Raw genomic sequence first — 20,830 nt, forward strand, 5'->3', positions numbered from 1 at the left:
ATGACGGGCAAGTCCGAGAGCTGGGTGCGTGCCGGGGCCTACGCCTCATCGGTCGGGGCCGCCCTTCTGGTCGCCTCCTGTCTCGGCATCGAGGTTGCGCAGGCGCAGGCGATCATGCGAACGCCGACGATCAGCGTTCCCTCGCGCACGCCGACCATCTCTCCGAGCATTGCCCCGCGGGTCAGCCCGCCCCTATCCGCCAGGGCGGTGTCGGTCGATCGCGCTCCGCGTTCGATCACGACCGCCCGGATTCCTTCGGCGCGGATGGGACCGATGCGGGTGCTGCCTTATGCGCGCTACTCCCCCAACCTCTACCCGGCCTGCTCGGCGCCCTACCGGGCTGCCGACGGCGAATGCCTGGCACAGCCGAATGCGGGCGGCGAGGGCAGTGGAAAATCGGGCAACAAGAAGAGCGCCCGCAAGGGGCGCGGCAACAACACGCCGGTCGCGATGAACCAGCGCAGCTTCGCAGGCGAATTCGTCGCCGAGATCGACGGCGCTCTGTCGGTGACGGAGGCCGACGAGCTTGCGCGTCGCCACGGCCTCGCGCGCGTCGCATCCGAGAATTTTCCGTTGATCGGGGCGACGTTCGGCCTGTTCCGCATCACCGACGGCCGGCCGGCCGAGACGGTGCGGCGTGAGTTCGCGGCCGACGGCAGCGTGCGCTCGGTCCAGCCGAACTTCCGCTACGTGCTCCAGGACCAGAAATCGTCGGTACCCGCCGAGGGCGATCCCGCGCAATATGCGCTGGCAAAACTCCGCTTGCCGCAGGCGCATTCGCTGGCGCACGGAGCCAATGTCACGGTTGCCGTGATCGACTCCGGCATCGATGCCAAGCATCCCGAACTCGCCAATTCCGTCGCCGACAATTTCGACGCGCTCGGCAGTCCCGAGGGGCCGCACGTCCACGGCACCGGCATCGCCGGCGCCATCGTGGCGCATGCCCGCCTGATGGGCAGCGCGCCCGAGGCGCGCATCATCGCCATCCGGGCCTTCGGCGGCGCCAATGGTGGTGCCGAGAGCTCGTCCTACATCATCCTGCGCTCACTGAACTACGCCGCCGAGCACGGCGCGCAGATCATCAATATGAGCTTTGCCGGCCCGAAGGACGCGATCATCGAGCGCGCGATCGCGGCGACGGCCGCTCGCGGCCTCGTGCTGATCGCGGCCGCCGGCAATGCCGGCGCCAAATCGCCGCCGCTCTATCCGGCTGCCAATCCCAATGTGATCGCGGTCAGCGCGACGGATCAGCAGGACAGGCTGTTCTCCGCCTCGAACCGCGGCAACTACATCGCGGTCGCAGCCCCCGGCGTCGACATCTTCCTGCCGGCACCTGCCGGTAAATACCAGATGACCTCGGGAACCTCGTTCTCGGCCGCCTATGTCTCTGGCGTGGCGGCGCTGCTCCTCGAGCGCAATCACGCCTTGAAGCCGGAGGCGCTACGCATGACGCTGGCAAGGACCGCGCGCGACCTCGGCTCACCCGGACGTGACGATCTTTTCGGAGACGGGCAGACCGACGCCTTTGCCGCCGTCATGGCCGTTTCCGCCGACAGCGCGACGCCGGTTGCGGCTGCGTCCGGTACAACAAAACGTGAAGATGCGGAGAAGCGTCAGGGCGAGCCCGACAGCCGTGCGATCGAGCAACCATCGCTGTCCAGCGGAGACGATAAATCCGCGGTTTCTCAGGCAGATAGACCGGCTGCGCGATAGCCGCCGCGACAAAGATGCGCGCGGGCCGAAGGTCAAAAAAGCGAACCCTCGCATTGAACGTTCAGCCAGCTGCCACGACCAACTGATGTGGGAGCGGTCATCCCTCCCCATCAGTCATATCAGGCGCGAGCGCCCATCCACCCCAAGCGCCCATATGGCTTGACCCGTCCGGTTGTCCCCCCGGACGGGTCTTTTCTTTTCAGCGCGTTTTTGAGCGAGGTTGCCGCCGGTTCGCGCGACGAAAACGCGTCGAAACAAGAATCTGGAGCGTCGATTCAGATTCAATCCGAACCGAAGCTCCAACAGGCATCTGGTCTTCTGAAGCTCCGCATTCGTTCAGCTTGGGGTTGAGGATCGCCCGGGCGTTCTCGGCCGTCGCTCGCGGGGCGTGCCGCAACTCCGCTATGCTTGTGCGAAGCTTGACTCGAAAACGCAGCAAATTTCCGGAAGAGTACGGTATTTGATGACGAAGGCCGTGTCGCTGCTGGACAAGTCAAATCTTTTCCACAAAATATTCATGTCGCGTCCAGATTGATTCGTGTGCGTTGCGTCCCCGCGTCCGTATTTTTTCCTGACGGGCTGGTTCATGACACATCGCCAAGAGTTCGTTCGCGACGCGGCCGCGGGCCGCGCCATTGCGGCGCGCTGGTGCGCTCTCGCCGAACAGCGCCTGCAGCATCTCTCCGAGATGTTCGAGACCGGCCGCTGGCGTCGGTATCATTCAGAGATCGCGTTCCTTGAAAACATCCAGGAAGCCAAGCGGGCCGTCCAGACCTGGCGCGCGCTCGCAACCGGCGGGGACGTCGCCGAGGCGGCTGCAAGTGTGACGCCTGCATTCGGTTGGTCGCCGGCGACGATGCCCCGTATGGCCCCGCGCGAGCAGCAGGCGCAGACCGTCCAGCCCAAGGCCGTTCATATCGCTCACGCGACCGCAATGCCGCTCAGGCTCGATCTGAAGCCGAACGTGCTCGCGGAGATCACCGAAGCTTCGCTCGCCGCGCCCCTCGCGCCCGCAGCGAGGCCGTCGTTCGCCGCGCCTGCCGAGATGCCGCCCCTCAAAGCTCCCGTTGCGAGGGCACCGCTTACCGCACCTGCTGTGAGGTCGCCGCTCGCGCCTGCCGCAGCGGCGCCATTTACCGCGCCGGAAGTGAGGCCGCCGCTCGCAGTAGCTGCCGCGAAGCCGACGAAGACCGCGCCTGCAGAGATGGCGGCGCTTCTGCCGCAGTTCGCCCCGCCGGCCGAGGAGATCGTCGCAGCGCCCGAGCGCGTCGTCGAATTCACCTTCAGCCTCGACGGCCTGCAAGCAAAGTACCCGCTGCTGCGGAACGCGTTCTAACGTCGCACTGCGTTGCCGCCGACCATTATCTGCGAGAAGCGTTGCGCCCCGTCGGCCGACAGATCCGAGGTCACGGCGCGGGCGTGGTCGAGGCCGACCACGGCGCCGCGCGGGGTCTCGGAGATCATGTTGTTGTTGACGAGCGCGGTGCCGGCGCCCGGCACGACCGAGACGCCGACGCCGGCCAGCGCTTTTCGGATCACGTTGCCCGTGATCGCGACGTCGCGCAGATATTTGCCCCAGCCGGCGACGATGCCGTAGGAGGGCGCATTCTCGATCACGTTGCCGGTGACCGATGTGTCAGCCTCGATGTAGATGCCGACGCCGGCATCGTCGTCCGGCGCGGTGCCGATCGGCCGTTTTGGGATCAGGTTGCGGATGATGTTGCCCTGGACCACGGCGATACGGCCGCCTTCGTTGAAATTGCAGATGGAGACGCCGACGGCGGCGCCGTCGACCGTGTTGTTGGCGATTACGGCCGCGTCGAATGCGAACTCTGAGTAGAGCGCGACCTCGCGCACGTCGCTGACGCTGTTGCCGGTGATGTGAATGTTCGAGGCCGAGTTGCCGCGCACCGCCGAGTAGTCGCAGTTCCTGATGCGGTTGCCGCGCACGATCACGTTGCCGGCGCGAAACGCGTTGATGGCATTGCCGTACTGGCCCGAGCCGCCGGGGCCGGCCTTGATGTCCTCGATGCGGTTGTCGGCGACCAGCGTGCCGTCGTCGCCAATCGCGGTGCGCAGGATCTCGATGCCGTTGTCGTTGGTGCCGATGATAGTGTTGCGGGAAACGCTGAGGCCCCTGGCGTCGAACGAGACCACCGCAGTCGACGCGATGTTGGTGAAGATGTTGCCGGAGACGTCGCCCGCGACCTGCTCGAGCCAGATGCCGCTGCCGCCGGATCCGGTAACCGCAGAATCGGCGACTCGAATGTCCCGACCGCCGAGCACATGAATCAGCCCCCGCCGGGTCGGCAGCGGAATGTTGCCGCCGTCGAAGGTGATGCCGGTGAGGCCGATCGCATCGGAGCCGTCGCTCTGGATCATCGAGGCTCCGCCCGTGAGGACCAGCCTGGTCGCACCGCGCACGCCGATCAGCTGCGCGCCGTTCGGCAGCCGCAACAGTCCGGTCCGGTAGACGCCCGGCGGCAGCGCCAGCGGCATTTGCGCCCGCGCGGCTTCGTCGATCGCGCGCTGCAGCGCGCGTGTCTGATCGTCGCTGCTTCCGGGTCGCACGCCATATTGTGTGGCATCGCGCCCGAGCAGGGACGTCAGCGGTGCCGCGCGCGCAGCGTCAGCCGGCATGGCGAGCGCGCCGGCAATGCCCGCGGTCGAGGCTCCGATGAGATAGCGGCGACTGAGGTCCATGGCGCGTCCTCCGGCGGACGCGGGGGTCCGCGCGGGCTTACGTAGCGCAGGGCGGAGGGACCGGTGAGGATTGTTCGCGGTAGGGTTAAATGTTTATCCCCGCGGAGGTCCTGCCAAGGGCCGCTTGCGCGCCAATTGCACCATTTCCATCAGCATGGCTTCCCCCGCATCCACCAGTTCCTCCAATGTGATCCGGGCTGCGCCCTTGCGCTGCGCCGCGCCGTTGCGTGCCAGCAGGGGGATGTGGATGAACGCCGCAAGCCGCGGACCGCCGGCCTTCACGTTCTCGATCGCGCGCCAGCTCAGGTAATTGCAGAGATAAGCGCCGCCATCGCGCGAGGGACGCGCGTCGATGCCGGTGAGGCGCGCGGCGCGCAGCAGCCTTGCGGTGTGCGGGCCGAACGTCATCGCATCGGCATGGCCGGCGATGCCGCGCTTGCTCGAGCGGGTGTTGGCGGCATCCGGCCAAAGCATGGTGACGGCGTTGCGGGCGCGGGTCTCGACGCGCAAATAGGGCGTGCGTGCCGCGAGGCCGAACATCAAGAGCGCATCGGGCTTCTGCGCGGCGAGCACCTCAGGCAATTGCCGGTCGACTGCGGCGTAAGTGACCGGAAAGATGTGGCTCGCGATTGCGACATTGTCGAGCGCCGGGCGGCGCAGTCGCGTCAGCCGCGCGACCAGCGGCTGAGTCGGATTATGGGGCGCGCCCGGAAACGGCCCGAAGCCGGTGAGGAGGATGCGGAGCTTGTCGCTCATTGCAGCAACTCCAGGATCTGCTCGGCGGCGAGCGCAGGGGTGAGATGGCCGTCGGCGACTTCCGCCTCGATCTTCCGGACCTTGGTCCGCACCGAAGCCTCGCTGCGCAATCTTGCCAGCATGCGCTGCTCCAGCATCGACCACATCCATTTCACCTGCTGCTCGCGCCGCCGTGCGGCGAAGTCACCGGACGCATTCATCGCCTTGCGGTGGTCCAAGACCTTCTGCCAGAGTTCGGCGATGCCGGTGCCGGCCAGCGCCGAATAGGTGATAACGGGCGGATGCCAATGCTCGGACCGGGCGCTGAGAATATGCAGCGCACCGCGATAGTCGGCGGCGGTCATGTTGGCGCGCTTGAGATTGTCGCCGTCGGCCTTGTTGATGGCGATCATGTCGGCGAGCTCGACGAGGCCCTTCTTGATGCCTTGCAGCTCGTCGCCGCCGCCCGGCAGCATCAGCGCCAGGAAGAAATCCGTCATGTCGCAGACCGCGGTTTCGGACTGGCCGATGCCGACGGTCTCGACCAGCACGACGTCGAATCCGGCCGCCTCGCACAGCAGCATCGCCTCGCGCGTCTTCGCCGCGACGCCGCCGAGCGTGCCCGAGGACGGCGAGGGGCGGATGAAGGCCTCGCTCGAGGCCGATAGCCGCGCCATTCGCGTCTTGTCGCCGAGGATCGAGCCACCGCTGCGTGCCGAGGACGGATCCACCGCGAGCACCGCGACCTTGTGGCCCCGCTCGATCAGATACGTCCCGAGCACATCGATGGTGGTGGATTTGCCGACGCCGGGCGAGCCGGTGATGCCGACGCGAAACGCCTTGCCGGTGTCGGGCAGGAGCATCTGCACCAGCTCGCGCGCCAGCGCCTGATGGTCGCCGCGCCGGCTCTCGACCAGCGTGATGGCGCGGGCAAGCGCCGCGCGACTGCCTGCGCGCAAGTCGCGGGCGAGGGATTTGATGTCCAGCGAGGCCTTCTTTTCAGTCATGCCCTGCTTTACAACGGCCGGGCGGGGCAGGCGAGGGTCGCCCGCGCCATATCACCGGGATGTTGCTGCCGCCGCCTGCGCCGGTTTCAGCTTCCGCCACACCCACACCATCACAGGCCAGAGCAGCGCGCCGATCGCCATGGCGGCCAGGATGGCGGCGACCGGCCGCTCGAAGAACGGCAGGACGCTGCCGTCGGACTTGATCAGCGAGGTGACGAAGGCCTGCTCGACCATGGTGCCCATGACGATGCCGAGCACCATCGCGGCGACGGGATAGCCGTTTGCCTCCATGACGTAGCCGATCACGCCAAAGGCGGCGACGGTGACGACGCCGAACATGTTGTTGCCGATCGCGAACGAGCCGACTGCGCAGCACAGCATGATGATCGGCATGATGGCGGAGCGCGGCGCCAGCAGGATGTAGGCGGCGACTCGGATCATGGCGATGCCGAGCGGGATCATCAGGATGTTCGCGATGATGAACATCAGATAGATCGCGTACATGCTCGACGCCTTCTCGGTGAACAGCGTCGGGCCGGGATTGAGCCCCTTCATGTAGAGCACGCCGATCGCGATCGCGGCGATGGTGTCGCCGGGGATGCCGAACAGCAGCGAGGGCACCCAGCCGGAGGCGATGCTGGCGTTGTTGCTGGCGCCGGCCTCGACCAGCCCCTCGACATGGCCGGTGCCGAATTTCTCCGGCTCCTTGGAGAAGCGCTTCGACATCGCGTAGGAGACCCAGGCGGCCATGTCTGCGCCGGCGCCGGGCAGCACGCCGATGATGATGCCGACGATGTTTCCGCGCGTCATCTGCCAGTGATACAGCTTCGTCAGCTTCCACTGGCCGGCCATGATGCTTCCGAATTTGCGGCGCGGCAGCGGCGGGGGTTCGGGCGTCAGCATCGCGCGCATCACCTGCGCCACCGCGAACACGCCGACCAGCGCCGGGATCGGCTCGATGCCGCCGAACAGATCGGTGAGGCCGAAGGTGAAGCGCGGGACGCCGCCGGGATTCTCGATGCCGATGCAGGCGACGAGCAGGCCGATGAACATGCCCGCGATCGCCTTCACCGGAGAAGAGCGCGCGACCAAGGTGGCGCACATCAGGCCGAGCAGCGCCAGCCAGAAATATTCGAAGGTGGAGAACGACAGGGCGATCTCGGCGAGCGGGGGCGCCAGGATCATCAGCGACAGCACGCCGGCGATGCCGCCGACGGCGGAGAACCACACGCCGGCACCCAGCGCGAGCTCGGCCTGGCCCTTGCGCGTCATGGCGTAGGCCTCGTCAGCATAGGCGGCGGAAGCGGGCGTGCCGGGGATGCGCAGCAGCGCGCCGGGAATGTCGCCGGAGAAGATCGCCATCGAGGAGGCCGCGACAATGGTCGCGATCGCCGCGATCGGCGAGAGATAAAAGGTGACCGGGACGAGCAGCGCGGTCGCCATCGTTGCCGACAGGCCCGGCAGCGAGCCGATCACGAGGCCATACACGGAGGCCGCGACCATCGCGATGATGACCTCCCAGGTGGAGATCAGCGCGAATGCATCAATCAGGGTCTTCAGCATGGGATTACCAGGGCGCCGGCAACAGGCCGGCGGGCAGCGGCACGCGGAGCAGCTTGCCGAAGATGAGGTGGATGGCGAGAGGCGAGAGCGCCGCGAGCGGCAGGGCCAGCTTCCACCTGGCCCCGAGCGCGGTCGAGGTGACATAGACCATGATCGCCGCGGTGATGATGAAACCAAGCCGGTCGGCCGCGACGACGTAGAACAGCAGCAACGCCGGCGGCAGCAGCGCGCGCAGGCCATAGAGCTTGCCTTGGAGTTTTTCTTGCGGCGGCGAGGCAGCTGCCTGGCCGTCCTCGAACGGGACCAGCACTTCCTCCTCCTCGAAGGAACGGCCGATGCCGAACACGATCGCGAGCCCGCATAGTGCAAGGCCGCAGCCGATCACCAGCGGAAACACGTTGGGGCCGACCGGCTGGCCCGGCACCGGCGGCAGGATCCAGCCGCCATAGGCAGCTGCTGCGCCGAGCACGACGAGAAACGATCCCGTCACGGAGTCGGGAAGACGCATGGGAGGGAGTCCTGTCAGAATTCCGGGAGGTGCGCGCCCTCTCGCCGCGTGAGCTGGGCCAGCGCATGTGCCGAAGGTGCTCGGCCTGCATGGTTCGAGACGCCCGCTTTTGCAGGCTCCTCACCATGAGGGTCTGGTATCTCGCTGCAAAACGCGACCTCGTCCTGAGGGCCCGCCACGGGCGGGCGTCTCGAAGGATGGGCTGCAAGCGAGCTACTCGCCACGTTCTTCTTCACATGCAATAGCCCCGCCGCCAGCGGGAAGAGGTAAAGCATCACGCCTTGCTCAGGCCTGCCGCCTTCATGGCCTCGCCCATCTGGGCGTCGCCCTTGTCCATGAAGCTGGCGAAGTGAGCGGCATCGCCCCACACGGTGCCGAAGCCGCGATTGCTCATGAAGTCCTTGTACTCGGCGGAATCGTAAACCTTCTTCAGTGCTGCAGTGAGCTTCGTTGCGATCTCCGGCGGAAGGTTCTTTGGCCCGGCGATGCCGCGCCAGGCGCCCGTCGCGTAGTCGATGCCCATCGCCTCCTTCAGCGTCGGCACGTCCTTGAAGATCGGGTTGCGGGCCGGCGCCATGATGGCAAGGCTCCTGGCCTTGCCGGCCTCGATGATGGCGCGCGCCTCCGGCACCGAGCAGGTGGTGAGGTCGAGGCCGCCGGCGGCGAGATCCTGCATCGCCGGGGCCGCGCCGTTCGAGGGCACCCACGCGACCTGGTTGGCAGGCAGGCCCATCGCCTGCATCCAGCCGACCAGCGCCAGGTGCCAGATGCCGCCCTGGCCCGTGCCGGAGGCCTTGAACTTGCCGGGAGGCGCCGCCTTGATCGCATCGGCGAGCTCCTTGACCGTCTTGTAGGGCGAGGAGGAGGAGACCTGGATGCCCGGAGGGTCCTCGTTCATCAGTGCCAGCGGGGTGTAGCTCTTCGGCGTCAGGTCGGTCAGGCCCTGCCAGTGCATCATCGAGATTTCGACGGTGAGCATGCCGATGGTGTAACCGTCGGGCTGCGCGGTCGCGATCGCGCTGTGGCCGACTACGCCGGAGCCGCCGGTGCGGTTGACCACGTTGAAGGGCTGACCGAGATCCTTTTCGAGCAGCGCTGCGACAATGCGCGCGGTGGCGTCGGTGCCTCCGCCGGCGCCCCAGGGCACGATCACGGTGACAGGCCGGGCCGGATAGGCCTGCGCAAGTGCGGGCTTGAAGCCGAAGGCGGCGGATGCAGCGACTGCTGCGGTCGAGGCCGCAAAGGTGCGGCGCGAAATCTTGGACATTGAATGCCTCCCAGCGGCGCCCGTGATGCCGGGCGCTCTTGTCAATGGCGGCATTCTAGTCGGCTTTGCAGAGCCGCCGCAAGATAGCGCTACCAACGAGATTGCCGGTTGTGCGAGAAAGTTGGATGGCCATCGGATGGGCAGTCGGAAACCGGGTGGGTTTTGCCCGCGCGAGCAGCCAACCTCAGCGCGTAGCGAAACCAAGGGGAAGCCACCGATGACCCAAGCCTATTACAGCGCCGTGCTGGACCACCCGCTCGACGAAGTCTGGTCGCTGATCCGCGATTTCAACAACTATCCCGCCTATATCGACGGGGTGAGCGAGAGCGTGATCGAAGACGACAAGCGCGGCGATGAAGTCGGCGCCATCAGACGCTTCTGCTATCTCGGAAACTGGATCCGTCAGCGCCTGGTCGATCACTCGGACAGGCAGCACAACCTGACTTATGCCGGCCTCGAAGCGTTGTCGTATCCGCAAGACGACGGAAGCCGGTCGCCAGCGCCGGCGCACTATCAAGGCACCATGCATCTGCGCCCGATCATCGCGGACGATCGCACCCTCATTGAATGGTCGGTTGCACTCGAGACGGAGCCTGCTGACGCCGATCGCTGGCAGGCTCTGTTCGCGTGCTGGATTCCTGATTGGACGGATTCGCTGGCGCGGACACTGGCGCGAGCCCATCCGCGATCCAGCTAGCGATCGTTCACTGCTCCTCCGCGTCGCCCTTCGGCCGCGCGCCGCCGAAGATTCGTGTGCCTTCTGCGCTGAGATACGGCTTCAGCGCCTCCCACGGCACGAATGCAACATACTCGCCCTCGGCGTAGGGACCGACGGCGTAGGGCGGGTAGTGAAAGGTGAGGCCGGAGCTCTTGCCTGCTTCAGTTGACGGCGCAAGCGTCACCGCGCCGATCTTGAGCAGGCTTGGCTCCACGCTCTTGAACCATTCGTCGGTCGCGGTCTCGCCGGCATCGCGCTTCTTCTTCTCGGCCTTGAGCGAGGTGATGATGGCCTTCACCATCGCCTTCATGGCCGGACCCTTGTCGGCGGTCTCGGTGAAGAACGGGCGGATCGAGATGCGCTTGTTCGCCGCCTTGTCCCACAGGATCGTGTTCACGTCCGAATTAGGATGGGCGCCGCGTGTGTTCATGTAGTCGTTGCGCAGGACACTGACATAGCGGTCGGCAACCACGGAGCGGATTTCATATTTGCGCTCGAACTCCCAGCCGCCCTCCTTGAAGAACTGCGGGTCCGCTTTGCGCGCGGCGGCAGCTTCCGCGGCATTCTTATCGAGCCATTTCCTGCCTTCGGCCAGGCCATCCGCCGCCAGCGCCGCATCCGCCTTGATCCTGTCGTCGAGGAAAACGCGCGCCTCGATGCTCTTGGTCTTGACGACGGCGTCGGGCTTGGGGTCGGCGGCGAGGGCGGAAAACGCGCACGTTGCGCTCAGCGCCAGGGCGACGCTCAAACCCGCGATGAATTTCAAGGCTAGTGCTCCTGCGTGAGCGTCAGAATATTTCAACAATGTCGTCTGCGCTGTGCGGCGCAAAGCGGGGAGACGTCGAGCGGCGAACGGTTGCCTGTGTCTGCAACCCGGTCGCATCTTCGATGATATTGTCGACATCGATCAGCTTGAGCAGTGAAAAAGTCGTATCCGGTTCGATCTCGAGCAGAATGTCGATGTCGCTGCCGTAATCTTCGCCGGCCCGCGAGCCGACAATGGCAAGCTTCGAGACGCCCTTGCCTTTGATGGCGTCCGCATTTTCGCGTATCGCAGCGATGATCTCGTCACGCGTCATGGACACACTTGGCCGGTTGCGGCCAGTCTATCATCTACTCGGCTGCCTCGCTATGGCCGAGCCGGGCATTCAGCTTGCGGATCAGCTCCTCGGCCGCTTCCGCGATCACCGTGCCCGGCGGGAAGATGGCCTCGGCGCCGGCGGCATAGAGCGCGTCGTAATCCTGCGGCGGCACCACGCCGCCGACGATGATCATGATGTCGTCACGGCCCTGCTTCTTCAGCGCGGCCTTCAGCTCCGGCACGGCGGTGAGGTGGGCGGCAGCGAGCGAGGAGACGCCGAGGATGTGGACGTCGTTCTCGACCGCCTGCCGCGCGGCTTCATCCGCCGTGGCGAACAGCGGCCCGATGTCGACGTCGAAGCCGATATCGGCAAAAGCAGACGCAATCACCTTCTGGCCGCGGTCGTGGCCGTCCTGGCCGATCTTGGCGACCAGGATGCGCGGGCGGCGGCCTTCCGCCTCCTCGAAAGCATCGATCAGCGCCTGAACCTTCTCGACCTGGTTGCCCATGCTGGACGCCTCCCGCTTGTAGACGCCGGTGATGGACTTGATCTCGGCGCGGTGCCGGCCGAACACCTTCTCCATCGCGTCCGAGATTTCGCCGACGGTCGCCTTCGCCCGCGCCGCGTCGATGGCGAGCGCGAGCAGATTGCCGTTGCCTTCGCCGGCAGAGCGCGTCAGCGCGGCAAGCGCGGCATCGACGTCCTTCTGGTTGCGCTCGGCTTTCAGCCGCTTGAGCTTGTCGATCTGCAAGCGCCGGACGTTGGTATTGTCGACCTTCAGGATCTCGATCCTGTCCTCGTCGGTCGGCTTGTACTTGTTGACGCCGATCACCGCCTGCTTGCCGGCGTCGATGCGCGCCTGGGTCTTGGCCGAGGCCTCCTCGATGCGCAGTTTTGGCACGCCGGCCTCGATCGCCTTCGCCATTCCGCCGAGCTCCTCGACCTCCTGAATGTGGCTCCATGCCTTCGCCGCGAGGTCGCGCGTCAGCCGCTCGACGTAGTACGAGCCGCCCCAGGGATCGATGATGCGGGTGGTGCCGCTCTCCTGCTGCAGGAAGAGCTGGGTGTTGCGCGCGATGCGCGCCGAGAAATCCGTCGGCAGCGCCAGCGCTTCGTCGAGCGCGTTGGTATGCAGCGACTGGGTGTGGCCTTGAGTTGCCGCCATCGCCTCGACGGTGGTGCGCATCACGTTGTTGAAGACGTCCTGCGCGGTCAGCGACCAGCCCGAGGTCTGGCTGTGCGTGCGCAGCGACAGCGAGCGCGGGTCCTTCGGGTTGAAGGGCTTGAGCAGCTTCGCCCAGAGCAGGCGCGCGGCGCGCAGCTTGGCGACTTCCATGAAGAAGTTCATGCCGATCGCCCAGAAGAACGATAGCCGCGGCGCGAAACGATCGACGTCGAGCCCGGCGGCAAGGCCGGCGCGCAGATATTCGACGCCGTCGGCGAGCGTGTAGGCGAGTTCGAGGTCCTGCGTCGCGCCGGCCTCCTGCATGTGATAGCCGGAGATCGAGATCGAATTGTACTTCGGCATTTTTTGCGAGGTGTACGCAAAGATGTCGGAGATGATCCGCATCGAGGGCGCCGGCGGATAGATATAGGTGTTGCGCACCATGAACTCTTTCAGAATATCGTTCTGAATCGTTCCTGAGAGCTTCTCCGGCGGCACGCCCTGTTCCTCGGCGGCGGCGACGTAGAGCGCGAGGATCGGCAGCACCGCTCCGTTCATGGTCATGGACACGCTCATCTGGTCGAGCGGGATGCCTGCAAACAGCGTGCGCATGTCGTAGATGGAATCGATGGCCACGCCGGCCATGCCGACATCGCCGCCGACGCGCGGATGATCGCTGTCATAGCCGCGGTGGGTGGCGAGATCGAACGCGACCGAGAGGCCCTTCTGTCCGGCCGCGAGGTTGCGGCGGTAGAACGCGTTGGAATCCTCCGCCGTGGAGAAGCCGGCATATTGCCTGACCGTCCAGGGCTGGTTGACATACATGGTCGGATAGGGACCGCGCAGATAGGGCGCGATGCCGGGATAGGTCTCGAGGAAATCGAGCCCGGCGAGATCAGCCTCGCCATAGGCGGGCTTCACCAGGATGCCCTCGGGCGTGAGCCACGGCTCGGCGCTGCCGGCGGGGGCGGCTGTGGCGGCTCGCTCGAAAGCGACATCGGCGAAATTGGGAATGCGGCTCATGGTGTCAACCATATCATAGACGCTCAATCGTGATCCGGATGCTGATGGCTGACGATGGTCGCCATCTTCTCCGGTCCGTAATTCTGCTGCGTGGTCTGGCTCGGCAAGTTGGCGATGCCGACCACCCAGCCGAGGCGGGATTCGGTGCCGAACTGGCGGGTCGGGATCACCCAGTCGGGGTGGTCGAAGGTGCCGGTCATGATCTCGATCCGGTCGCCGTCAATGCGGCCGAAGCTCAGCGGCGTGCCACAGGCGGAGCAAAAGCCGCGCTCGGCGATGGTGGAGGAGCGGAAGAACGAGGGTTGCCCCTTGGTCCAGGCGAAGTCCGTCTTGTTGATATCGGCAAAGGAGGCGAATGGCGCACCGGCTGCCTTCTGGCACATACGGCAGTGGCAGATCGAGACCCTGGTCGGCGCCGTCATGACGGCGAAGCGCACGGCACCGCATTGGCAGCCGCCGGTGAGAACGGGTTTGCTGGTGCCGGTCATGGCTGCTCCATCCGTCGATAGGCGTCTTGCAGTGTCGCAAGTGCATCGCCTCCGGCGAAGACAAAAGCCGTGACGCCGGCGGCCCGCAGCGCCGCCTCGGCATCAGTCGGGCGGCCTGCCAGATAGATAAGTCTGCTGCCTGCCGATTGCAGGGCCTGGGCGGCGGGTTCCGCCTGACCGGCATAGACCTTGTCGCTGGAACAGAGGCACGCAAGCTCCGCACCTGAAGCATTGAACGCGGCTGCCAATTTGGCCGGATCGGCAAAGCCCTCGCTGTCCAGGGCCTCGATGCCGCCTGCTTCGAAGAAGCTCTTCGCGAAGGTGGCGCGCGCCGTGAAATCGGCGGGCGTGCCGAGATTGGCCAGGAACACCTTTGGCCGCGTGCCGCGCGCCTTCAACACCGCGTCGGATTTGTCGCGCAGCGCCTCGAACGGCTCTGCCAGCCGGATCGGCGGCAGCGCATCGAACTTGTATTTCTGTTCGCCGTAGGGAGCGAGTGCGACCGGTGTCGCCTTTAGTACGGTGGCTTCGCTCTCATGCAGGTTCGGAAACTCGCTGGCGCCGGTCAGCACGTCGCGGCGCTTTGCGATGTTGGCCTCGCGCGCCTTTCGCGCGGCCGTCACCTTGCTCTGGAACACGCCCTGCTGAAGCGCGGCAAAGGCGCCGCCGGCTTTCTCGCTTTCCTGGAACAGCGTCCAGGCAGCGTCGCAAAGCTGCGCCGTCAGCGTCTCGATGCCGCCGGCGCCTGCTGCGGGATCGCTGACCTTGGCGAGGTTGCTTTCTTCCAGCAGCAGAAGCTGCGTGTTGCGCGCCACGCGCCGCGCGAACGGATCGGGCAGGCCGAGCGCCAGCGTATGCGGCAGCACGGTAATCGCGTCGGCGCCGGCAAGGCCCGCCGCGAATGTCGCGATGGTCGCGCGCAGCATGTTCACGTAAGGGTCGCGCTGTGTCAGCATGCGCCAGGCCGTATCGGCGGCGATGAACAGCGGCTTCGGCGTCAGCCCGCAGGCCGTTTCAACGCGCGCCCACAGCAGCCGCAGCGCGCGGAATTTGGCCATGGTCAGGAACTGGTCGGCATCTGCGGCAAGCCGCGCATAGACCATGCCCTGCGCCTTCTCGAGGGGAATGCCGGCGCCTTCGATCGCACGCAGATAAGCGACCCCGCAGGCGAGCACGAAGGCAAGCTCCTGCACCTCCGAGCCACCGGCATCATGGATCACGCGCCCGTCGGCGGACGCAAACGGTCCCTTGAAGCCGAGCGCGGCAAGGCCCTTGATGGCGTCGACAATGGCAGGAACGATCTCGTCCCAGGTATAGGGGCTGTGCCCCCACATTGCGGCGGCCGCGAGCGGATCGAGGCCGAAGCGGATGTTGCAGGCTGCGGGATCGAACCCCTTGCTCTTGACATATTCCGCGACATGGATCGCGGCCATCCGCGATTGCGGGCCGATCTGGAGTTCGAGGCCGATGCCTGCGTCGAGATGAATATCCTTCAAGACCTTTGCGACCGCATCCGCCGAAGGTTCCAGGCCGAAACCATGGGCCCCGCTGCCACCGGCGAACACCAGCGCGAGCCCCGTCGCGCCGTTCTCGAGGTCGGTCAGCGCCTGCGCATTTGCGAGCGCCGCGTCGGGATGGTCGATCCGCTGTACGATCTGCCATGGCGCAGCAAGCGGCCGTCCCACCACGGGTGCAACGCCCTTGGCGCGCGGATAGAGCGGATCGATCTTGATGCCGTCATAGGTCTTGCCGACCAGCTTCTCGAACGGCGCGCCCTTCAGCACGCCGTCGACCAGCTTGCGCCACTCCTCGACGGTGGCCTTGGGAAAATCCGCCGCCAGCGGCAGGTCGTCAGTCACGGAGGTCATGCGGCGAAGGGCTCCCGAACATCTTGTTATTCGCAGGCGAAATTGCCACGGCAGACCGTCCCTGCAAACGGTTGTTTTTGGTTAACCGGTATCCGGAAGCCGCTCAATGCCTTGCGTGGAGACGCTGGCGAGCCCGTCACGCACACGAATGCCCGAGATCACGCGCTCGGGCGCGATTTCGGCCAGCGGCACCAGCACGAAAGCGCGCTCGAACAGGCGGGGATGCGGCAGCGTCAGGTCGGGATTCTGCAAGAAGACATCGTCGTAGGCGATCATGTCGAGATCGAGCGTGCGCGGGCCCCAGCGCCGCTCCTTGTCTCGCGTGCGGCCGAACTTCTGCTCGACTTTCTGCAGCACGAACAATAGCGCGTGTGGATCGAGACCGGTCTCGATCTCGATGCAGGCATTGATGAAGGGATCCTGGTCCTCGTCGCCCCAGGGCGAGGTGGCATAATCCGAGGAGCGCGCGATCAGCGCGGCCTGCGCCATGCCGCAGACATGGGCGATTGCCTTTTTGAACGTCGCGCGGACATCGCCGACATTGCCGCCCAGTGCGATCAGCACGCTCGCCACGCTACGGATGCCGCGAGCGTGTGAGCATGATGCCGACATCGTCGAAGATCGCGGCGATCGGCGCATGCGGCTTGTGCACCGTGATCTTGACGGCGCGGACGCGCGGGAAGTTCGACAGGATGGCGTCGGCCACCGCGCCGGCCGCGCGCTCCAGCAGCTTGTAACTGGTGTTCTTGAACGCCGCCGTCGTCGTCGCCACGACGTCGGCGTAGGACACCGTGTCCGCGAGCCGGTCGCTGCGCGAGGGCTCAGAGAGATCGGTGTAGAGTTCGAGATCGATGACGAAACGCTGGCCGACTTCGGTTTCGTGATCCATCACGCCGTGGCGGGCATGGATCGACAGGCCGGTGACGAAGATCGTATCGGTCATTGCTTGCTCTCGATTGCATGCGCCACCCGCAGGGCCTGCAGGGTTTCGCCGACATCATGGGTCCGGATGATCTTCGCGCCGCGCTGCGCGGCGATCAGATGGGCCGCGATCGAGCCGGCGAGCCGCGCCGATGGTTCCGACGGCGACACCGTGGCGATGAAGCGCTTGCGCGAGGCGCCGACCAGGATCGGCCGGCCGAACACGTCCAGTTCGCGCAGCCGCGCCAGCGCGGTCATGCTCTGCTCTGCCGTCTTGCCGAAGCCGATGCCGGGATCGAGCACGATCTTGTCGCGCACGATGCCGGCTTGTGCGGCGATATCGAGCGAGTGCCGAAAGAACGTCTTCATGTCCGCAATGATATCGATCGCGGGATCGACGCTGTCGCGGTTGTGCATGACGATGACGGGGACACCTCTTGCGGCGATCAGCGGCGCCATGTCGGCATCGCGTTGCAGGCCCCAGACGTCGTTGGCGATCGCTGCGCCATGGTCGAGTGCGAAGGCCACCACCTGCGCCTTCATGCTGTCGATCGAGACGGGCACGCCGAGCGCCACCACGTCGGCCAGCACCGGCTTTAGTCGCGCCAATTCGTCTTCCGCGGCGATCGGGCGGGCGCCCTTGTAGGGCCGGGTGGATTCGGCGCCGATATCGATGATGTCGACGCCATCGGCGATCATCGCCCGCGCCCGCTCCAGCGCCCGCGCAGGCGCGATGAACGCGCCGCCATCGGAGAAGGAATCCGGGGTGACGTTGAGCACGCCCATCACCGCAGGAAGAGGCCGCTCCAGCAGCGTCCGAAGCGCGTCGATCCCGGCCGAGCCGGCCGGCGGGACGGAAGGGGAGAGCGAGGCGTTCATGCGGCCCGCTTTGCGCGGTCGGGCAGGGGGAGTCAAGACGGGAAGGGGGCGCCGATGGCTACGGGCGTCGCTTTCTCGCCGTCACCCTGAGGTGGCCCCTTCTTCAGCGGCCCTCGAAGGGCGACGGCCCGGCTCTTTCCGTGGAGATGCAGCCTGCCCGTGCATCCTTCGAGGCTCTCCATGGGACGTCTTGCGTCCCATGCCTCGCACCACCAGCGACAACCGCTTCGCGGTTGCGCGGGGATGACGGGGACAGAGTCTAAGCTAATACGTGATCTTCGGCGGCAGCTTCTTGGCCTTGGCGATGATGTCGCCGACCGATTTCTCTGATGGCAGGATGCGGACGAGCTTCTTCTTCTCGTTGGCTTCGCGCATGCTCTGGGCGAGCCTCGCCGGATTTCGATAGGCGAGCTCGCGCACGGTGGTGACGCCGGCGGCGCGGATCAGGCCGACCTTGGCCCTGCCCATACCGGGAATGCGCATGTAGTCGGAGACGTTGGCCCATTCCAGCAGCGACTGCTCGCTGATGCCGGTCTTGGCGGACAGAGCCTTGCGGCCCTTCACGGTCGAGGCCGCCTCGAGCAGCGCGTCAGTGGTGCGGATTCCATGCGCCTTCAACTTGTTGGCTGCAAAGGCCGACAGGCCCTCAATCTCGGAGATTGGATATGTCATGATACTCGGTATGAAATGCGTGGCTTCAGGCGAATTGGCTGAGGCCCGGAGTCCCAGCGATGATCTTGCCCATCTGATCCGCTCCGATTTTGTCTCGCCCGTAGCGGAAAAGTTCACGGGCGACCTTTTGAATATCGGACATGCCAAGTCCCAGGCCCATCAGGCGCGTGCCGACCGTCATCAAGCCGCCGCCCATCAGCCGCGACAGGCCGCCGCCGCTCCGGGACGCCTCAATCGCAGCTTCTGCTCCGGGGATCTGGTCGATCAGGGCCTGCACGCTATCGGAAGGACCCTCGCTGCGGAGGAAGCCCAGGATAATGCCGACGGTCTTTTCAGCGACAGCACCATCTATGCTGGCGTTTGCCGCCAGCCGTCCGATCAGCTCGTCCATAAGGCCCCTCAGCCGGTTTGCGTGCCGGAGTATTGCTTTCGAAAATGATCTTGAGCCGGTGTGATGTGAAATTCAAGCGATGAACGCATGCGCCGTCGCGATTCATCCTCGAAGGCGCGAAAAGTGTTGCAGCCGTGCAAGAGCCGAGATCGAATCGGCAAAAAATTGCCGCGCTGCGAATAACTCGTTCCTACTTTCGGCTGATCTCGTCCATTCGTGTCCGACAATCTCGCATGGTCGGGTCGCGTTGAACGGTTTTAATCGGTGTGCGACATGCGTTAAACTACGGAACTGGCGCAATCGGGTTTCAATACGCGAAACTCGGCATAGAGATCAGAGAGAATAATGACCGCACAGGACAGCAAGCTCGGCGATACCGACGACAAGATTTTCGTCGGCAAGGGAAACGAGCAGGCATGGCTGACGTTGGCGCTCGCCAATCGCCACGGCCTCGTCACGGGCGCGACCGGAACCGGCAAGACCGTGTCGCTGCAGGTGCTGGCGGAAGGATTTGCGCGCGCCGGTGTTCCCGTATTCGCGGCCGACATCAAAGGTGACCTCTCCGGAATCTCGGAAGTCGGCGAGGCCAAAGACTTCATTCTCAAGCGCGCCGGCGATATGGGTCTCAAGTTTCAGCCGGACCAGTTCTCGACCGTGTTCTGGGACGTGTTCGGCGAGCAGGGACATCCGGTCCGCGCCACCGTCACTGAAATGGGGCCGCTACTGCTGGCGCGGATGCTCGATCTGAACGAGGTGCAGGAAGGGGTTCTCAACGTCGCCTTCCGCGTCGCGGACGAGAATGGCCTGCCATTGTTGGATATGAAGGATCTGCGATCGCTGTTGGATGCGATCGTTCCCGCCAGTGGCAAGAAGGGACCGGATGCTGAGGAAGATCCGTTAGCCGAGGTCCGCAAGGCCGCGCAGAGCTTCGGCAATGTCAGCAAGGCGACGGTTGGAACGATTCAACGCCAGCTGCTGGTGCTGGAAAACCAGGGCGGAGCGAAATTCTTCGGTGAGCCGGCACTGGAGCTGAAGGACTTCATGAAGACCGATAGCGACGGTCGAGGCATGGTCAACATTCTGGTTGCCGACAAGCTGATGGAGAGCCCCAGGCTCTACGCGACCTTCCTGTTGTGGTTGCTGTCGGAGTTGTTTGAGGAATTGCCGGAGGCCGGCGATCTGCCGAAGCCAAAACTTGTGTTCTTTTTCGACGAGGCGCATCTGCTGTTCAACGATGCGCCGAAGGCGTTGATGGACAAGATCGAGCAGGTGGTTCGTCTGATCCGTTCCAAGGGCGTCGGCGTCTATTTCGTCACGCAGAATCCGATCGACGTGCCGGACAAAGTGTTGGCCCAGTTGGGCGGCCGCGTGCAGCACGCGCTGCGCGCCTTCACTCCGCGCGACCAGAAGGCCGTCGCTGCTGCAGCCCAGACCTTCCGGCCCAATCCGAAGCTCGACACGGCCAAGGTGATCACGGAGCTCGGCAAGGGCGAGGCGCTGGTGTCCTTCCTCGAGGGCAACGGCACGCCGTCGATGGTGGAGCGGGTGATGATCAGGCCACCGTCGGCCCGCATCGGACCGATCACGCCGGACGAGCGCAAGGCAATCATGGCTGCAAGCCCGGTGAAGGGCAAATATGACACCGCCGTCGATTCCGAATCCGCCTCCGAGATGCTCCAGAAGCGCATCGCCGACACCGCGGCCACAGCGGACAGTCCAGCGGGTGGAAGCGGCGGCGGCATCCTGGGCCAGATCGGCTCGATCGTCGGCACCATCTTCGGCACCAACGTCAAGCGAGGCCGTCTGTCGACCGGCCAGGTCATTGCGCGGGACGTGACGCGATCGGTCACCAATCAAGTGATCGGCGGGATGGCCGCCAATATCGGCAAGTCGGTCGGCGGCCAGCTCGGCGGCTCGATCGGCCGCACGCTTGTCCGCGGCGCGCTCGGTGGATTGCTGCGGCGGTAGGCAGGACGCCCGACGGGAAGGCAATTCGTCCGCCGAGCTCATCGACCTGTCCCGATCGAGGGGCCGAACGTCGCACACATTCAGGTGAGGGGGCTCTCCAAGCCCCCGCGGGTCTGCTACGTCCTGTTTCGTCGCCGCACCGGACCCCCGCCCCGTGAG

General features: G+C 65.5%; 20 protein-coding genes. 4 read left to right on the forward strand and 16 right to left on the reverse strand.

All coding sequences use genetic code 11. From position 1 onward, the window contains the following. Positions 1-1,713 (forward strand): S8 family serine peptidase, encoded by a 1,713-nt coding sequence (locus EHH60_RS18030; protein ID WP_124160799.1) that lies wholly within the window; start codon positions 1-3, stop codon positions 1,711-1,713. 586 nt (positions 1,714-2,299) lie between these two features. After that, a complete protein-coding gene (locus EHH60_RS18035; protein WP_124160800.1) occupies positions 2,300-3,049 on the forward strand; it encodes a TIGR03809 family protein in 750 nt (249 codons plus the stop codon). Here the strand turns inward: EHH60_RS18035 and EHH60_RS18040 are convergent. The 6 genes from EHH60_RS18040 to EHH60_RS18065 form a co-directional block, all read right to left on the reverse strand. Next, positions 3,046-4,416: a TIGR03808 family TAT-translocated repetitive protein gene (locus tag EHH60_RS18040; RefSeq protein WP_124160801.1), complete on the reverse strand. Its 1,371-nt coding sequence runs from the start codon at positions 4,414-4,416 to the stop codon at positions 3,046-3,048. The genes EHH60_RS18035 and EHH60_RS18040 overlap by 4 nt on opposite strands. A gap of 93 nt (positions 4,417-4,509) precedes the next feature. Then, on the reverse strand, positions 4,510-5,172 hold the full coding sequence (locus EHH60_RS18045; RefSeq protein WP_124160802.1) for a pyroglutamyl-peptidase I: 663 nt from the start codon (positions 5,170-5,172) through the stop codon (positions 4,510-4,512). Next, positions 5,169-6,158: a methylmalonyl Co-A mutase-associated GTPase MeaB gene (gene meaB / locus EHH60_RS18050; protein WP_124160803.1), complete on the reverse strand. Its 990-nt coding sequence runs from the start codon at positions 6,156-6,158 to the stop codon at positions 5,169-5,171. Before meaB ends, EHH60_RS18045 begins: the two co-directional genes overlap by 4 nt. A 51-nt stretch (positions 6,159-6,209) precedes the next feature. Beyond that, positions 6,210-7,721, reverse strand: a complete 1,512-nt coding sequence (locus tag EHH60_RS18055; RefSeq protein WP_124160804.1) for a tripartite tricarboxylate transporter permease — start codon at positions 7,719-7,721, stop codon at positions 6,210-6,212. 4 nt (positions 7,722-7,725) lie between these two features. Then, on the reverse strand, positions 7,726-8,229 hold the full coding sequence (locus tag EHH60_RS18060; protein ID WP_124160805.1) for a tripartite tricarboxylate transporter TctB family protein: 504 nt from the start codon (positions 8,227-8,229) through the stop codon (positions 7,726-7,728). 274 nt (positions 8,230-8,503) lie between these two features. After that, positions 8,504-9,496, reverse strand: a complete 993-nt coding sequence (locus EHH60_RS18065; protein WP_124160806.1) for a tripartite tricarboxylate transporter substrate binding protein — start codon at positions 9,494-9,496, stop codon at positions 8,504-8,506. 25 nt (positions 9,497-9,521) lie between these two features. Between EHH60_RS18065 and EHH60_RS18070 the strand changes: the two genes are divergently transcribed. Further along, entirely contained in the window at positions 9,522-10,193 is a 672-nt protein-coding gene (locus EHH60_RS18070) for an SRPBCC family protein (RefSeq protein WP_245454514.1), read from the forward strand. 7 nt (positions 10,194-10,200) lie between these two features. Here the strand turns inward: EHH60_RS18070 and EHH60_RS18075 are convergent, their stop codons facing one another. The 10 genes from EHH60_RS18075 to EHH60_RS18120 form a co-directional block, all read right to left on the reverse strand. Further along, on the reverse strand, positions 10,201-10,980 hold the full coding sequence (locus EHH60_RS18075) for an RsiV family protein (RefSeq protein WP_502697411.1): 780 nt from the start codon (positions 10,978-10,980) through the stop codon (positions 10,201-10,203). Between the two features lie 22 nt (positions 10,981-11,002). After that, positions 11,003-11,293: a nucleotidyltransferase family protein gene (locus EHH60_RS18080; protein ID WP_124160807.1), complete on the reverse strand. Its 291-nt coding sequence runs from the start codon at positions 11,291-11,293 to the stop codon at positions 11,003-11,005. Between the two features lie 34 nt (positions 11,294-11,327). Continuing rightward, positions 11,328-13,484: a methylmalonyl-CoA mutase gene (scpA, locus tag EHH60_RS18085; protein ID WP_124160808.1), complete on the reverse strand. Its 2,157-nt coding sequence runs from the start codon at positions 13,482-13,484 to the stop codon at positions 11,328-11,330. A 23-nt stretch (positions 13,485-13,507) separates the two neighbouring features. Next, entirely contained in the window at positions 13,508-13,972 is a 465-nt protein-coding gene (locus EHH60_RS18090) for a GFA family protein (protein WP_124160809.1), read from the reverse strand. After that, positions 13,969-15,840, reverse strand: a complete 1,872-nt coding sequence (locus EHH60_RS18095; RefSeq protein ID WP_124160810.1) for a methylmalonyl-CoA mutase family protein — start codon at positions 15,838-15,840, stop codon at positions 13,969-13,971. Before EHH60_RS18095 ends, EHH60_RS18090 begins: the two co-directional genes overlap by 4 nt. Positions 15,841-15,921: 81 nt before the next feature. Continuing rightward, the gene (gene folK, locus EHH60_RS18100) at positions 15,922-16,413 is read right to left on the reverse strand and encodes a 2-amino-4-hydroxy-6-hydroxymethyldihydropteridine diphosphokinase (protein ID WP_124160811.1); all 492 of its coding nucleotides are present in this window, start codon (positions 16,411-16,413) and stop codon (positions 15,922-15,924) included. 1 nt (position 16,414) lies between these two features. Then, on the reverse strand, positions 16,415-16,783 hold the full coding sequence (gene folB, locus EHH60_RS18105; protein WP_124160812.1) for a dihydroneopterin aldolase: 369 nt from the start codon (positions 16,781-16,783) through the stop codon (positions 16,415-16,417). Then, positions 16,780-17,640, reverse strand: a complete 861-nt coding sequence (gene folP / locus EHH60_RS18110) for a dihydropteroate synthase (RefSeq protein WP_124160813.1) — start codon at positions 17,638-17,640, stop codon at positions 16,780-16,782. Before folP ends, folB begins: the two co-directional genes overlap by 4 nt. A 264-nt stretch (positions 17,641-17,904) precedes the next feature. Then, positions 17,905-18,312 (reverse strand): DUF4332 domain-containing protein, encoded by a 408-nt coding sequence (locus EHH60_RS18115; protein WP_124160814.1) that lies wholly within the window; start codon positions 18,310-18,312, stop codon positions 17,905-17,907. A gap of 25 nt (positions 18,313-18,337) precedes the next feature. Continuing rightward, positions 18,338-18,703, reverse strand: coding sequence for a DUF2267 domain-containing protein (locus tag EHH60_RS18120; RefSeq protein WP_124160815.1), 366 nt, complete (start codon positions 18,701-18,703; stop codon positions 18,338-18,340). Between the two features lie 345 nt (positions 18,704-19,048). Between EHH60_RS18120 and EHH60_RS18125 the strand changes: the two genes are divergently transcribed. Beyond that, positions 19,049-20,671, forward strand: a complete 1,623-nt coding sequence (locus EHH60_RS18125) for a helicase HerA-like domain-containing protein (RefSeq protein ID WP_124160816.1) — start codon at positions 19,049-19,051, stop codon at positions 20,669-20,671. Positions 20,672-20,830 lie beyond the last annotated feature (159 nt).

It is taken from the genome of Bradyrhizobium sp. RP6 (genome assembly GCF_003837805.1).
Classification (GTDB): domain Bacteria; phylum Pseudomonadota; class Alphaproteobacteria; order Rhizobiales; family Xanthobacteraceae; genus Bradyrhizobium.